Source organism: Roseibium suaedae, assembly GCF_900142725.1.
GTDB lineage: Bacteria > Pseudomonadota > Alphaproteobacteria > Rhizobiales > Stappiaceae > Roseibium > Roseibium suaedae.
Map to the genome: position 1 here is coordinate 951,631 of NZ_FRBW01000001.1, position 14,712 is coordinate 966,342.

Consider the following 14,712-nt stretch of genomic DNA (forward strand, 5'->3'; position numbering starts at 1 on the left):
AATGTGACGGATTCTTCTTTGGATCATTGCCGGAAAATACCGTTAGGGAAATCTTGCTAACTGTGCTGCTCCGTGGAATCGTGCCTGCTGTCGTACGGCTCAATTACAACCAAAAGGGGAGAGCACATGCTGCGAACATTTACCAAGACGGCTCTGGCTGCGGTGCTTCTGGCGTCCGCGTCCATGACGGCCATGTCCGTTTCCGCGATGGCGGAAGTGGTCTATCACCGTGGCAACACGGCAGATCCTGAAACGCTTGATCAGCACAAGACCTCGACAACCTACGAAGCGCACATCCTGCGTGACCTTTATGAAGGTCTGGTTGCCTACAGTGCAGACGGCAAGATCATCCCGGGCGTGGCTTCCGAGTGGACCGTCTCTGATGATGGCAAGACCTACACTTTCAAGTTGCGCGATGACGCGAAGTGGTCCAATGGCGACCCGGTCGTTGCTGGCGATTTCGTCTTCTCCCTGCAGCGGATCATGAACCCGGAAACTGGCGCGAAATACGCGACGGTCCTGTATCCGATCCTGAACGCGGAAGCGATCAACAAGGGTGAGAAGAAGGGCGAGGAACTGGGCGTGAAGGCGGTGGATGACCACACGCTGGAAATCACCCTCGGCGCTGCTACTCCCTATTTCATTGACCTTCTGGCGCACCAGACCGGCCTTCCGGTTCACCCGGCTTCCGTGGAGAAGTTCGGCACTGACTTCGTAAAGCCGGAGAACATTGTCACCAACGGCGCCTTCACCTTGACCGAGTTCGTGCCGAACGATCACATCACGGCCGTGAAGAACCCGAACTTCCACGATGCCGCGAATGTGGCCGTCGACAAGGTGATCTACTATCCGACCGAAGACCGTGGCGCGGCACTCCGCCGGTTCCAGGCTGGCGAACTGGACACCAACAACGACGCACCGACCGAGCAGGTCAAGTTCATGCGGGAAAACCTGGGCGACCAGTTCCGCGTGGCGCCGTATCTGGGCACCTATTATTACGCCGTGAACTTCAACGACGAGGCAATTGCCAAGCCGGAAGTCCGCCAGGCCCTGTCCATCTCCATCGACCGTGAATTCCTGGCCGACGAGATCTGGGGCTCCACCATGGTGGCTGCCTATTCCTTCGTTCCGCCCGGCATCGGCAACTATGGTGAGCCGGCCTATGCGGACTACATGGACATGCCGATGATCGACCGCGAAGAAAAAGCGGCCGAACTGCTGAAGGCTGCCGGCTATGGTCCGGAAAACCCGCTGAAGCTGACCATCAACTACAACACGTCCGAGAACCACAAGAACACCGCTGTGGCTCTGGCCGACATGTGGAAGCCGCTTGGCGTCGAGATCTCCCTGATCAACACCGACACCAAGACCCATTACGCCATGCTGCGTGATGGCGGTGACTATGATCTGGCCCGTGCAGGCTGGATCGGCGACTATTCCGACCCGCAGAACTTCCTGTTCCTGGTCGAGTCCGACAACACCGGCTTCAACTACTCGCACTACAAGAACCCGGATTACGACAAGCTGATGGATGAGGCTGCTGCCACCATCGATCTTGAAAAGCGTGCGGCCATCCTGAAGCAGGCCGAAGAGCTGTTCATGCGTGATCTGCCGTTCATCCCGATGATGTACTATGGCTCTATCAACCTTGTTTCCGACAAGGTCTCGGGCTTTGAGGACAACCTCCTCAACGTGCATCCGTCGCGCTACATCAATATTTCCAAGTAAGCATCACACAGGCAGGCTCCGGCGACCCAGAAGGTTCAGCCAGAGCCTGCCTGATCTGTTTCATGACACGGCAGATCCAAAGGGCCTGCCGTCAAGGTGGCGCGAGACCACTGTCAAAGACAAAAGGGTATATCCATGCTTCGCTACGTTATCGGGCGATTGCTCGGGGCCATCCCGACCCTGTTTCTCATCATCACCTTTTCGTTCTTCCTGATCCGGATCGCGCCTGGCGGGCCTTTCGATCTGGAGCGTCCGCTGGAAGCGAAGGTGATGGAAAACCTCAGCCGGATCTATCATCTGAACGAGCCGCTCTGGGCGCAGTACCTGCTCTATCTGAAGAGCGTTGCAGCCCTGGACTTCGGACCGAGCTTCTATTTCCGCGACTTCACGATCAATGAGCTGTTCGCTGAAAGCCTGCCGATTTCCATGCAGCTTGGCTTGTCAGCGCTTTGCCTCGCGCTCGTCGTCGGCGGCACGCTTGGTGTCGTGGCGGCCCTGCGCCAGAACCAGAGCACCGACTACGCGGTGATGGCAGCGGCAACTCTCGGCGTGACCGTCCCCAATTTCGTCGTGGCGCCTATCCTGACACTGATCCTCGGGGTCTGGCTTGGCTGGCTGCCCGTCGGCGGCTGGAACAATGGCGCCTTCGTCAACGTCATTCTGCCGGTGGTGACCCTTGCTTTGCCGCAGGTGGCAGTGGTGGCGCGTTTGACGCGCGGCTCGATGATCGAGGCCTTGCGCTCCAACCATGTGCGCACCGCGCGCGCCTATGGTCTCAGCGCCTATCTGGTTATCGTCGTACACGCCCTGCGCGGTGCCATCCTGCCGGTCGTGTCCTATCTCGGCCCGGCTGCGGCCGCTCTTCTGACCGGCTCCGTGGTGGTGGAGACCATTTACGGCATTCCGGGCATTGGCCGCTATTTCGTGCAAGGCGCCCTGAACCGTGACTACACGCTGGTCATGGGTACCGTCGTTGTCGTTGCCTGCTTCGTCATCCTGTTCAACCTGATTGTGGATCTGCTCTATGCGCTGCTCGATCCGCGTGTGCGGTTCGATTGAGAGGGCGCGCCATGACCATGACAACTCAAGCCGTTTCCGCTCCGGTCAAGGGGCGTTCGCTCTGGGATGATGCCAAGGACCGTCTGCTGGCCAACAAGGCCGCCGTCGGCAGCATGATCGTGCTGGGCCTGATCGCCATCATTTCCATCGTCGGGCCGATGCTGTCCCCGCATCCTTTCGACAAGGTCTATCGTGACTATGTCAAGGTTCCGGCCAGTCTGGAGGCCTATCCGCGTGCGGATCAGGTTCAACCGGCCTTCGAAGCCCTGTTGAAGCGGGCCCGGCTGTCGATTGACAGCCTGACCGAGACCGATGGCAAGATCACTGCCACCGTCAGCTCCAGCCGCGAGATCGATCCGCGCATCACGCGCTACTTCGACCGCAGCGACATGTTCGTGAACCCCAGCCTTGAAAGCATGTCGGAGGACAAGAAATCCGCCGTGCTGAATGCGGACGTGAACTATCTGCGCTTCTATTTCGGCACGGATGCCAACGGCCGTGACATGATGACCCGTACCTTTATTGCGGGCCGCGTGTCGCTCACCATCGGGCTTCTGGCAACGGTGGTCGCCATCAGCATCGGTGTTGTCTATGGGGCGACATCGGGCTACCTGGGCGGCCGCGCTGACCAGATGATGATGCGCGTTGTCGACATTCTCTATTCGCTGCCCTTCATCTTCTTCGTCATCATGCTGGTGGTGTTCTTCGGCCGGAACTTCGTGCTGATGTTCATTGCGGTTGGTGCCGTCGAATGGCTGGATATGGCCCGTATCGTGCGCGGCCAGACCCTTACCATCAAGCGCCAGGAATATGTGCAGGCGGCGGAAGCCATGGGCGTGCCTGACAGGGGCATTCTCAAGCGGCACATCATTCCGAACACGCTTGGCCCGGTGGTGGTCTACATGACGCTTCTGGTGCCCAAGGTCATCCTGCTGGAAAGCTTCCTGTCCTTCCTGGGGCTGGGCGTTCAGGAGCCCATGACCAGCTGGGGCGTGCTGATTTCCGAAGGCGCGCGCAACATGCAGGGCGCCTGGTGGATGCTGGTGTTCCCCTCCATCTTCCTCACGTCCACACTCTTCGCCCTGAACTTCATCGGCGATGGCCTGCGCGACGCGCTGGATCCGAAAGACCGGTAGGAGACGGGACATGACAGACACACAAGCAAAGAAGACGGTTCTGGACATCCAGAACCTGACTGTCGACTTCTCCACGCCGACCGGCACGGTCAATGCGGTGCGGGGCGTCAACATCAATGTCGCGGCTGGCGAAACGGTCGCGATCGTGGGCGAGAGCGGCTCTGGCAAGAGCCAGACCATGATGGCAGCCATGGGCCTTCTTGCCTCCAACGGCAAGACTGGCGGCAAAGTCATCTATGAAGACAGAGACATTCTCGGTCTGCCGGTCCGTCAGCTGAACAGGGTCCGGGGCAAGAAGATCACGATGATCTTCCAGGAACCGATGACGTCACTCGATCCGCTCTACACCATCGGCCGGCAGCTTGCCGAGCCCATGGTCGTCCATGGCGGGCTGAGCTGGAAGGCGGCCAAGGCGCGGGCACTGGAACTGCTCAAGCTGGTGAATATCCCTGATCCGGAACGCAAGATCCGCTCGTTTCCCTACGAGATGTCCGGCGGCCAGCGTCAGCGCGTGATGATCGCCATGGCGCTTGCCAATGATCCGGATGTCCTCATTGCCGATGAGCCGACCACCGCACTGGATGTAACGACCCAGGCGCAGATCCTTGACCTTCTGGCCGATCTGCAAAAGCGGCTCGGCATGGCGGTGATCTTCATCACCCACGATCTCGGCATCGTCCGGCGCATTGCGGACCGGGTCTATGTCATGAAGAGCGGGGAAGTGGTGGAGACCGGCGAGGCGAAGCAGATCTTCGACGCACCGGCCCATCCCTATACGCGGATGCTGCTCGATGCGGAGCCAACGGGCACCAAAGCGCCAGTTGCTGCCGATGCACAGTTGCTTCTGGAAGCGCAGAAGGTCGGGGTGGAATTCGTGCTCGAAGGCGGGCTGTTCCAGCAGTCCATGGTCCTGAAAGCCGTTGATGACCTGTCCTTCTCCCTGCGCAAGGGGCAGACGCTTGGCATCGTCGGGGAAAGCGGATCCGGCAAGTCTACCCTTGGCCGGGCGGTGCTGAATCTTCTGCCGTCCACTGGCCGTGTCGTCTACAACGGCGAACTGGTGACGGGCCGGAACCGGTCACAGATGCGGCCCCTGCGCCGGAACATGCAGTTGGTCTTCCAGGATCCTTTCGGGTCCCTCAGCCCGCGCCTGACCGTCGGACAGATCATTGCCGAAGGTCTCGTCGTGCACGAGCCGCAGCTGTCCGCCCGTGAGCGGGAAGAGCGGACCTCTCAGGCGCTTGAGGAAGTGGGGCTGGACCCGGCCGTGCGCAATCGCTATCCGCACGAGTTTTCCGGCGGCCAGCGGCAGCGCATCGCGATTGCCCGCACGATGGTGCTGAAGCCGGAGCTGGTGGTTCTGGACGAGCCGACTTCCGCTCTGGACCGGACCATTCAGAAGCAGATCGTTGATCTTCTGCGCAAGCTGCAGCTGGATCATAACCTCACCTATCTCTTCATCTCCCATGACCTTGCGGTCGTGCGGGCGATTGCGGACACGGTGATGGTGATGCAGCGGGGCAAGGTGGTGGAAGCGGGCAGCACGCGGGACATCTTCGAGGCCCCGCAGAGCGAGTACACCCGCGAGCTCATGGCTGCTGCCATGCTGACACAGCAGATGGCTTCCGCCTGAAGACATATCAGTTCGAAACGACAAGAGCCGGGCAGGGGAACCTGTCCGGCTCTTGTCATTTGGAGAAGCCGAAAGCGTCCGTCGTTACGCCAGCTTGCGCAGCAGTTCGGTTGCATCCGTGCTGCCGAACTCGTCATAGAGCACATCGGAAGCGAACTGGGTGAAGAAGGCAAGGATATGCCGGGAGAGATGCTCCTGAGCCTCTTCGCCATCGCGGCGCTCCAAGGCGTCCAGGATCGGCTTGTGCGGATCGCGGGCGAGATCTCCCCACATCACATGGCCGCGATGCCGGGTCAGCGTGAAACGATGCAACTGCAGCAGGGTCCGTTTCAAGGTCGGCATCAGGGCGGGCATGCCGCTCAGGGTGAAGAGCTCCTGATGAAAGAGACGGTCCAGCTCCGCCGAGATGATGGAATCTTCGACCCCGCGTGAGTCCGCATAGAAGCCGGCGATCTTTCTGAGACGGGCCATCTTCTCGCAGGTCACTTGAGCGGCGGACTGACGGATCGCAGATCCTTCAAGGGCCAGGCGCAGGCGCAGGAAAGTCAGGGCCTCCTGTTCGCTCAGCCGTGTGATGTAGGTGCCCTGATAGCCGAGGCGCTCCACCAGTTCCTCGCGCTCAAGGCAGAGCAGAACTTCGCGGATGGTCCCTTGGGAACAGGCAAAATCCTGCGCCAGGGATTGCTCCGTGATCGGGCTTTCATGGGTCAGGAGCCCGATCATGATCCGGCGTTTCAGCTCGGTATAGACGGGCGCAGCCTTCTTTCCGGCAATCGGCGGGGCCAGTAGGGCCTCAAGTGTCAATCCAGTGCAGGGCATGTCATCACACTCGCGCCCGCAGCAAAGCAGAATGCCCTTTTTCAGGCGGAAGGTTTTCCCTATCGGATTTGAAAAAACTCGTATGCCCCATTCCGTGCCCGGCCCAGCTTGTTTCAGTTCTTCGAAACATAGCAGCAGTGATTTGGTGCGCGCGCCTGTATTAATACGTTGCCGTTAAGGAAATTTCTGGTTTCATCGTACTGATGTGACGAGGTGTTGCGGAAAAGGCGCAAGTGAATTGTCAGAAATAACTATGTAAACTGATCGTTCTACCTATCGTGGCTCCGTAAAAGGGGAGGCGCCGCAAATCAATGCATGCGGCTCTCGCTTCGTCAAAGGCTTGGCGATTGCGTTCGCTCCAGCACGTCGAGCCAGTTCTTCCAGGCGATCTTTTCAATCAGCTCTTCGCCAAAGCCAGCCTCCCGGAAGGCGTCGATCAGGCGTGGCAGGCCCGAGACATCCTTCAGGTCGAGGGGCAGCATGCAGCCGTCAAAATCAGACCCGAGGCCAACGTGGTCTTCGCCAAGTTTTTCGACCAGATAGGCCGCATGGCGGGCGATCGTCTCCAGCGGCGTCGTGCGGTCATGACGGCCATCTTCGCGCAGGAAGGCGACGTGGAAATTGATCCCTGCAAGGCCGCCGGTGTCCCGGATGGCGTCCAGCTGCCGGTCTGTCAGGTTGCGGGCGCTGGCGCAGATGGCATGGGCGTTGGAATGGCTGGCGACCAGCGGGTGCCGGCTGGTGCGGGCCACATCCCAGAAGCCCTTCTCGTTGAGATGGGACAGATCGATCAGAATGCCGAGGTCATTGCAGGCTTTGACCAAGGCCATGCCCGTGTCGGTCAGGCCGGGGCCCGTATCGGGTGAAGAGGGGAATGCCATGGGCACCCCGTCGGCAAAGATGTTCTTCCGGCTCCAGACCGGACCGAGCGAGCGCAGGCCTGCTGCCTGCAGGGTTTCGAGGGCGTTGAAATCCTTGTCGATGGCTTCCGCACCTTCGATATGCAGGGACACGGCAAGGCTGCCTTCTTCCATGGCCTTGCGGATTTCCGCAGCACTGCGGCAGATCCGGACCTGACCTTGCGAGGCGCGCTCGATCTTGCGGGCCATGGCGATCATCGCGGACGTGAAGTTCAGGGCGACAGCCTGATCGACTTCGGCGTAATTCGCCGGATCCGCCGGGTTGTAGGGCCGGGAAAAATCCTGGCCGGTGTTCGAGGGGACGAACATGGCGAAAAGACCACCTGCCAGTCCGCCTTCGAGGCAACGCGGCAGGTCGATATGGCCTGCTCCGCTTTTTGTGAAGAAGCTCCGCTCCTGTGCGGTTCCCTTTTCCAGCACGAACTTCAAAAGCGTGTCGTTGTGGCCGTCGAAAACGGGAATTGGCTTGTTCATGCGCTTTGGGTCTCGTTATCAGGGAGGGCCTTCGACAAGGAGCTGCGAAGACAGGAGAAGAACCGGACTGTGCCACGCATCACAGGAAAGGCGAAGGGGGCAGGAATTCTTCCGAAAGCCCTTGCCAAGTTCAGGCGGCTGCATCATGACATGTGGGCGTTTTCCGCCTTCTTGTCGAGCTGGTGCTGATGGCAATTTCTGATTTTTCTTCCAATCTTTCCGAAACCCGAGAGCCGTCGGACATGTCCGTCAGCCGCCGGGCCCTCATGATGGGCGGTCTTTCGGCGCTCTGTCTGTCTCTGGCCGGATGCTACACGGTCGGTCTGCCCGATCAGCCGCCGCTGCCGGACGAGACGTTCGATTACGAGCTGGCCTATGCTGCCCGCACCGATGGTGACTTCGAGCTTCCTGCCATCAACTACAAGTCCTTCGATCGCCGTTTCTGGCGTCAGGTGGTGGACTACAAGTCCTCAGAGCGGCCGGGCACCGTCATCGTCGACCCCTACAATGCGTTCCTGTACTGGACCCTGACACCGACCAAGGCCCTGCGCTATGGCGTTGGCGTCGGCAAGGCGGGCTTCGCCTGGGCCGGGGATGCACAGATCCGGGTGAAGCGCGAATGGCCGATCTGGCGTCCTCCGCTGGAAATGATCGAGCGCAAGCCAGCGCTCAAGAAATACTGGGAGAAGGGTTTCGAGCCGGGTCTCAAGAACCCGCTTGGCGCCCGGGCAATGGATCTGTGGCAGGGCAGCCGGGATACGCTCTATCGCATCCACGGCACCAATGATCCGACCAGCATCGGCAAGAACGTGTCTTCCGGCTGCATCCGCATGTGGCATCAGGACGTGATCGACCTGTTCTCCCGCGTGCCTCTGCGCACGAAGGTTGTGGTGCTCGGCAAGCAGGAAGAGGCTTCCTGAGGTCTGGATCAGGATAGAATTCGAGAAGGGCGTCAGATGGCGCCCTTTTTCATTGAAGACTGCTCAGCTGCTCAGGACGGGGCCAAGAGCGACATCGCTCAGAACGGCGGCGAAATGGCAGACTGCGGCAGCCAGGACGAAGCCGTGCCAGATCGCGTTCTGGAACGGCAGCCGCTTCCAGGCATAAAAAGCTGTGCCGGCCGTATAGAGCAGGCCGCCTGCGATGATCATCCAGAAGGCGAAGTTGGACGCATTGTCCATCAGGGGCTTGAAGGCGAAGACAACCACCCAGCCGAGGGCCAGGCAGAGCGGTACGGTGACCTTCTCGACGCCTTGCAGGTGAAACAGCTTCAGGGCGACGCCAATGAGCGCGCCCGTCCAGATCACGGCCAGCAGGATGCCGCCCGTCCAGCCGCCGATGATCATGGAGGCGAGGGGGGTGTAGGTGCCGGCAATCAGCAGAAAGATGGCGGCGTGGTCCAGCCGCCGCAGCAGGCCCGTCTTGTTCTCCTTGGCGAAGATATTGTAGAGCGCCGAGCAGATCAGCATGGCCAGCAGGCAGCCTGCGTAGATGAACACGGAGACCTGACGACCGGTATCCGGGTTGTGCCAGAGCACGACAATGAAGGTTATCAGCGCCGCAATGCCAAGAGCTATGCCGATCACATGGACAGTTCCATCGGCAATCTTTTCTGCAAAACTCTGAACCCTGTCCACTGTCATCTCCCCTTGACGTTAAAGGCAGGTCAAAGGGTGCATCACCCTGCAAACCGATGCAAGAGCCACCGCGCGCCCGGTCGTGTCATCCACGAAGATCTGCAGCGCCCAAAGAGCGCAGGGAATGGGAGGGGGAAGGGCGGCGGAAATCAGCTTCGGGAAGAGACGGATTTGACGTGGCCGGCGACAGATGCGACGAAGTCGTTGAAGCGCTCGCCCTGGATCAGGATGTGCTGGCGCAGGGCTTCGGCGGCGCGCTGCGGTTCCCCTGCCTTGATCGCCTCGACGATCTGGCCGTGTTCGGAGAGGGAGCCGGAAATGCGGTTGGGCACGCGCAGCTGCAGGCGGCGGTAGACCTTGAGCCGGTTCTGCAGAAGCAATGCCTGTTCCTCCAGAAAGGAATTGTGGCTCGCCTTGTAGATCGCCTCGTGGAAAGCCTGGTTGGCCCGGAAATAAGCATCCGGATCGCCCTCTGCCTTGGCATGGACGCAGGCCTCGTGGATCTGCTCCAGTTCGGCCAGCTCCTCGGCCCGGATCCGGCGGGCAGCCAGACGGCCGCACATGGCCTCAAGGTCTGCCATGACCTCGAACATCTCGATCAGACGGGTGATGCCGATCTCGCGCACGAAGGCGCCGCGGCGGGGACGGATCTCCACAAGTCCGGCGCCGGACAGCTCGATCAATGCTTCGCGGATCGGCGTCCGCGAGACGTTGAACCGTGTCGCGAGCATGACCTCGTCCAGCCGGGTTCCTGCCGGATAGGCCCCGGTCACGATGTCGTTTTCCAGAACTTCGCGCAGGGTTTCCGCGCGGCGCGTGTGGACGAGAACTTCTGTCATGGTGCGATCTTATGCAATGGATTTGGTCTTGTATACAAAGATCGTTGACTCGCATGCTTTGAATGTGATTGCCTGACACCAGGCGAACGAGCGCCGATCCGCGCGATCGCTGTGGCATGGGAACCGCAGTGCGCGCAATTGGGAGGAACCACAATGAACTATGTAGCCAAGACCGCGCTTGCTCTTGGAGCTGTGCTGGCCGCATCCACCGCGGGTGTGCAGGCTGAAACCGTATTGAAAGCATCTCATCAGTGGCCGGGCGGCAAGGGTGACGTCCGCGACGAGATGGTTCAGATCCTGGCCCGTGAGGTGGAAAAGGCCGGTGTTGATCTGAAAGTCCAGGTTTATCCGGGTCAGTCCCTGTTCAAGGCGAAGGACCAGTGGGGCGCCATGACCAAGGGGCAGCTCGATATCGCGGCTTTCCCGCTGGACTATGCCTCCGGCCGTCATCCGGAGTTCTCCGCGACCCTGATGCCGGGTCTTGTCCGCAACCACGAGCGGGCTGCGCGCCTGAACAACTCACCCTTCATGGATGACATCAAGAAGATCGTGAATGACGCTGGCGTCGTGGTGATCGCGGATGCATGGCTTGCCGGCGCGTTTGCGTCCAAGAAGCAGTGCATCACCAGCCCGGACACCATCAAGGGTCAGGTGACCCGCGCTGCTGGCCCAGCATTTGAGCAGATGCTCGTCGGTGCCGGTGGCTCCATCTCCTCGATGGCGTCTTCCGAAATCTACACCGGTCTGCAGACCGGCGTTCTGGATGCTGCCAACACGTCTTCCGGCAGCTTCGTGTCCTATCGCCTCTTTGAACAGACCGTCTGCCTGACCAAGCCGGGCGCCAATGCCCTCTGGTTCATGTATGAGCCGATCCTCATGTCCAAGCGCAGCTGGGACAAGCTCTCCAAGGAGCAGCAGGATGCTTTGATGGCTGCCGGCAAGGTGGCGCAGGACTATTTCGCCGGCGAGGCAAAGGGCCTGGATGACCAGCTCGTTGACGCCTTCTCCAAGGCGGGTGTCGAAGTGACCGAAATGTCTCCGGATGACTACAACGCCTGGCTCGCGATCGCCAAGGAGACATCCTACAAGAACTTCGCCGAGACCGTCCCGAACGGCCAGGCCCTGATCGATAAGGCTCTTGCTGTCGAATGATCGTTCCGAACCGCAGTTCCGGCCCCGGTGGGCCGGAACTGATTGTCCTGATGAAGACTTTCAGCGCTGCTGCCACTCTGAAGTGCTGCTTTCGCGGCGCAATCGGACGGGTGGGCGGTGCGCGTACCGGAACGGCCCTATGACCGCATATATCCGATGGGTTTCGACCCTTTCCCGCGCTGCTGCAGTTGCAGCGCTTCTTCTTCTCGCAGCAGCCATCCTGGTCGTGACCCAGATGGCCCTGCTGCGCTACTTCTTCAAAGCCTCGACCGTCTGGCAGACAGAGTTTGTCATCTACTCTCTCGTCGCCATGACCTTTCTGGCCTCGCCCTATGTGCTTCTTGAGAAGGGCCATGTGAATGTGGACCTTCTGGAAATGGCCTTGGGCCGCATTGGCCGCAAGGTGGTGCGCACTCTTGCCGGTCTTGCCGGTCTCGTCTTCTGTGCGCTTCTGGCCTGGTCTGGCTGGATCTATTTCGAGGAAGCCTGGTCCTATGGCTGGACTACGGAAACCGTCTGGAAGCTGCCACTCTGGATCCCGCTTCTGCCGCTGCCTCTCGGTGTCGGCCTGATGACCCTTCAATATGTCGCTGAACTGGCGAAGATCTGGAGGGATGACGCATGAGCCCGCTTTTCACTGGTCTTACGGTCCTCTTCGCGCTTCTGGTGCTGCTCGGCATCGGAACGCCTATTGCTTTCGCTCTCGGTCTTGTCTCCGTTGTCGCGCTGCTGATCGTAGATGGCGCAGGCAGCCTGTCGATCCTTGGAGAAACCTTCTTCAACGGGCTCGCGACGATCGGTCTTGTTTCGGTCCCCATGTTCATCCTGATGGGGGCTGCGGTCGCCTCGTCGCCAGCAGGCAAGGACCTTTATGAGGCGCTTGACCGCTGGCTGAACCGGGTTCCTGGCGGCCTGGTGCTGTCCAACCTCGGGGCCTGTTCGCTCTTTGCCGCGCTCTCCGGTTCGTCTCCGGCAACCTGTGCTGCCATCGGCAAGATGGGCATTCCGGAAATGACCAAGCGTGGCTATCCGAACGAGATCGCTGCCGGGTCCATCGCCGCAGGCGGGACGCTGGGGATCCTGATTCCGCCGTCGGTCACCATGATCGTGTATGGCATCGCGACGGAAACCTCCATCGGGCGCCTGTTCCTGGCGGGCATCCTGCCGGGACTGCTGCTGACCTCGCTGTTCATGCTGTGGACGGTCTATGACTGCCACCGCAAGGGCGTCGGTCTCATGGATCTGTCACGCCGGTTCACCTGGGTCGAGCGTTTCGCTGTCCTGCCGAAGGTCTTGCCGTTCCTGGCGATCGTCGCCGGCATTCTCTTCGTGCTGTACGGCGGGGTTGCCACACCCTCGGAAGCGGCCGGCGTCGGCGCACTCTTCTGTATCATCCTGGTGGTGATCATCTACCGGATGTGGAGTGTCTCCAAGGTCACGGCCATGTTCCGCGACACGCTCAAGGAAAGCGTGATGATCATGCTGATCATCGGTGCCTCCGAGCTGTTTTCCTACACGCTCTCGTCCCTCTTCATCACGCAGTCGATTGCGGAGTGGATCACGGCGCTGGACGTGAACCGCTGGGTGCTGATGGGTATCATCAATCTCTTCCTGCTGGTTGCCGGGTTCTTCCTGCCGCCGGTGGCTGTGATTCTGATGACCGCGCCGATCCTCCTGCCGATCATCCTTCAGGCCGGCTTCGACCCTTACTGGTTCGCGGTCATCCTGACGATCAACATGGAGATTGGCCTGATCACGCCGCCAGTGGGCCTGAACCTCTACGTGATCAACGGGATCGCACCGAAAATCACCCTGGGCGAGATCCTGCGCGGATCGGTCCCATATGTTCTGTGCATGGTGGCTGCCATAGTCCTGCTCTGCTTCTTTCCGCAGATTGCGACCTGGTTGCCCGAACAGATGATGCGAGGATGACAGTATGAGCAGTAGCGCAAGTTTTTTCAGCGATCTCCTGACCTCGATAACGGAGCAGGGCCGTGCCTTGCTGGAATCCCGGCTTGGCCGTCCGGGAGAAGTCTCGCTGGCGGACTTGTGCGAAGCGTTGCTCTCCGGGCGCGGTGAAGCGTCCGGAGTGGCCATCGCGGGGGAGGTTCTGGAGCGGTACCGGGCGGCAAGCCGGGAGCGCAAGCTGGCCTTCTTCGAAACCCTGCGCGACCAATTCGGCACGGACACGGATGAAGTCCGTGCCGCGCTGGACGCCCTGAATGCCGACCCGGCGGATCAGGCGCTTCTGCACCGTCTGCATGAAGTGTCCGAACCCCGGCGGCAGGAATTGATCCGCCGTCTGAACCTTGCGCCGGGCGGAACCCGGGCGCTGGTCGACATGCGGTCCGATCTTCTGTCCATGCTGCGCGAGGTGCCAGGCCTTGCGGATGTGGACCGGGATTTCGAACACCTGTTCTCGTCCTGGTTCAACCGGGGCTTCCTCGTCATGCGCCGGATCGACTGGTCGACGCCCGCCAACATTCTGGAAAAGATCATCCAGTACGAGGCCGTGCATGAGATCAAGGGCTGGGATGATCTGCGCCGCCGTATAGGTCTGGCGGATCGTCGTCTCTATGCCTTCTTCCATCCGGCTCTGGTCGATGACCTTCTGATCTTCGTGGAAGTGGCCTTAACCCGCGAGATCCCGGGCGCAATCGGTCCGATCCTTGCTGAAGAGCGTGCGGAGATCACGGCAGAAGAGGCGACGACCGCCACCTTCTATTCCATTTCCAACTGCCAGAACGGCCTAAGGGGCATTTCCTTCGGCAACTTCCTGATCAAGCAGGTGGTTGAAGAGCTACGGCGCGAACTGCCGGGCCTGAAGACCTTCGTCACCCTGTCACCGGTTCCCGGATTTGCAGGCTGGCTGCGCCGCTCTCTGGAAAGCGGCGATGCGGCTATCCAGGATCTGGTCAGCGAACCGCAGAGAGAGGCTCTGGCCGCAGGAGCCTGGGCTACGGATGCTGCGGCTGCCAAGCCGTTCGAGACGGTTCTGCCGTCGCTCTGCGCCCATTATCTCACCCGGGAAAAGGACAAGAAGGGCCGTGCCCTTGATCCTGTCGCCCGGTTCCACATCGGCAACGGGGCCCGTCTGGAACGGGTCAACTGGCTGGGGGATCTGTCGCCCAATGGGCTCACCCAGTCTCATGGCATCATGGTGAACTACCTCTATGACCTGAAATTTATCGAGAAGAACCACGAGACCTATGCTGCGACCGGTGCGGTTGCGGCCAGTTCCACCGTTACCAAGCAAGCCAAGCTGGTGCCTGACGCAAAGCCGCTGGTACCTGCCGCCTGAGTTCAACGCCTGCC

13 protein-coding genes are annotated in these 14,712 nt (G+C 60.4%); 9 read left to right on the plus strand and 4 right to left on the minus strand.

Annotated elements, in window-relative coordinates; all coding sequences use genetic code 11:
- Window positions 1-126 precede the first annotated feature (126 nt).
- From BUA94_RS04300 to BUA94_RS04315, 4 genes are all read left to right on the plus strand, one after another.
- Window positions 127-1,728: a peptide ABC transporter substrate-binding protein gene (locus BUA94_RS04300; RefSeq protein ID WP_073009232.1), complete on the plus strand. Its 1,602-nt coding sequence runs from the start codon at window positions 127-129 to the stop codon at window positions 1,726-1,728.
- Between the two features lie 135 nt (window positions 1,729-1,863).
- Entirely contained in the window at window positions 1,864-2,787 is a 924-nt protein-coding gene (oppB, locus tag BUA94_RS04305) for an oligopeptide ABC transporter permease OppB (RefSeq protein ID WP_073009235.1), read from the plus strand.
- A gap of 11 nt (window positions 2,788-2,798) precedes the next feature.
- Window positions 2,799-3,923 carry an ABC transporter permease subunit gene (locus BUA94_RS04310; RefSeq protein ID WP_073009237.1) on the plus strand — a complete coding sequence of 375 codons (1,125 nt, stop codon included), beginning with the start codon at window positions 2,799-2,801 and terminating at the stop codon, window positions 3,921-3,923.
- Between the two features lie 10 nt (window positions 3,924-3,933).
- Complete coding sequence (locus BUA94_RS04315) at window positions 3,934-5,556, plus strand: ABC transporter ATP-binding protein (RefSeq protein WP_073009240.1); 1,623 nt, start codon at window positions 3,934-3,936, stop codon at window positions 5,554-5,556.
- 84 nt (window positions 5,557-5,640) lie between these two features.
- Here the strand turns inward: BUA94_RS04315 and BUA94_RS04320 are convergent, their stop codons facing one another.
- Complete coding sequence (locus tag BUA94_RS04320) at window positions 5,641-6,375, minus strand: GntR family transcriptional regulator (RefSeq protein ID WP_084081694.1); 735 nt, start codon at window positions 6,373-6,375, stop codon at window positions 5,641-5,643.
- Between the two features lie 332 nt (window positions 6,376-6,707).
- The gene (locus BUA94_RS04325; protein ID WP_073009246.1) at window positions 6,708-7,769 is read right to left on the minus strand and encodes a dipeptidase; all 1,062 of its coding nucleotides are present in this window, start codon (window positions 7,767-7,769) and stop codon (window positions 6,708-6,710) included.
- A gap of 188 nt (window positions 7,770-7,957) precedes the next feature.
- On the opposite strand from BUA94_RS04325, the gene BUA94_RS04330 reads away from it, so the two are divergent.
- The gene (locus BUA94_RS04330) at window positions 7,958-8,689 is read left to right on the plus strand and encodes a L,D-transpeptidase (protein ID WP_084081800.1); all 732 of its coding nucleotides are present in this window, start codon (window positions 7,958-7,960) and stop codon (window positions 8,687-8,689) included.
- A 63-nt stretch (window positions 8,690-8,752) separates the two neighbouring features.
- Here the strand turns inward: BUA94_RS04330 and trhA are convergent, their stop codons facing one another.
- Window positions 8,753-9,406, minus strand: a complete 654-nt coding sequence (trhA, locus tag BUA94_RS04335) for a PAQR family membrane homeostasis protein TrhA (RefSeq protein ID WP_208979962.1) — start codon at window positions 9,404-9,406, stop codon at window positions 8,753-8,755.
- A gap of 149 nt (window positions 9,407-9,555) precedes the next feature.
- Window positions 9,556-10,245, minus strand: a complete 690-nt coding sequence (locus BUA94_RS04340) for a GntR family transcriptional regulator (RefSeq protein WP_073009252.1) — start codon at window positions 10,243-10,245, stop codon at window positions 9,556-9,558.
- Between the two features lie 153 nt (window positions 10,246-10,398).
- On the opposite strand from BUA94_RS04340, the gene dctP reads away from it, so the two are divergent.
- From dctP to BUA94_RS04360, 4 genes are all read left to right on the plus strand, one after another.
- Entirely contained in the window at window positions 10,399-11,397 is a 999-nt protein-coding gene (gene dctP, locus BUA94_RS04345) for a TRAP transporter substrate-binding protein DctP (protein ID WP_073009255.1), read from the plus strand.
- Window positions 11,398-11,536: 139 nt separating this feature from the next.
- The gene (locus BUA94_RS04350) at window positions 11,537-12,022 is read left to right on the plus strand and encodes a TRAP transporter small permease subunit (protein WP_073009258.1); all 486 of its coding nucleotides are present in this window, start codon (window positions 11,537-11,539) and stop codon (window positions 12,020-12,022) included.
- Window positions 12,019-13,329 carry a TRAP transporter large permease gene (locus tag BUA94_RS04355; RefSeq protein WP_073009261.1) on the plus strand — a complete coding sequence of 437 codons (1,311 nt, stop codon included), beginning with the start codon at window positions 12,019-12,021 and terminating at the stop codon, window positions 13,327-13,329. Before BUA94_RS04350 ends, BUA94_RS04355 begins: the two co-directional genes overlap by 4 nt.
- A gap of 4 nt (window positions 13,330-13,333) precedes the next feature.
- Entirely contained in the window at window positions 13,334-14,698 is a 1,365-nt protein-coding gene (locus tag BUA94_RS04360) for a malonyl-CoA decarboxylase domain-containing protein (protein ID WP_073009264.1), read from the plus strand.
- The last annotated feature ends 14 nt before the right edge of the window (window positions 14,699-14,712 follow it).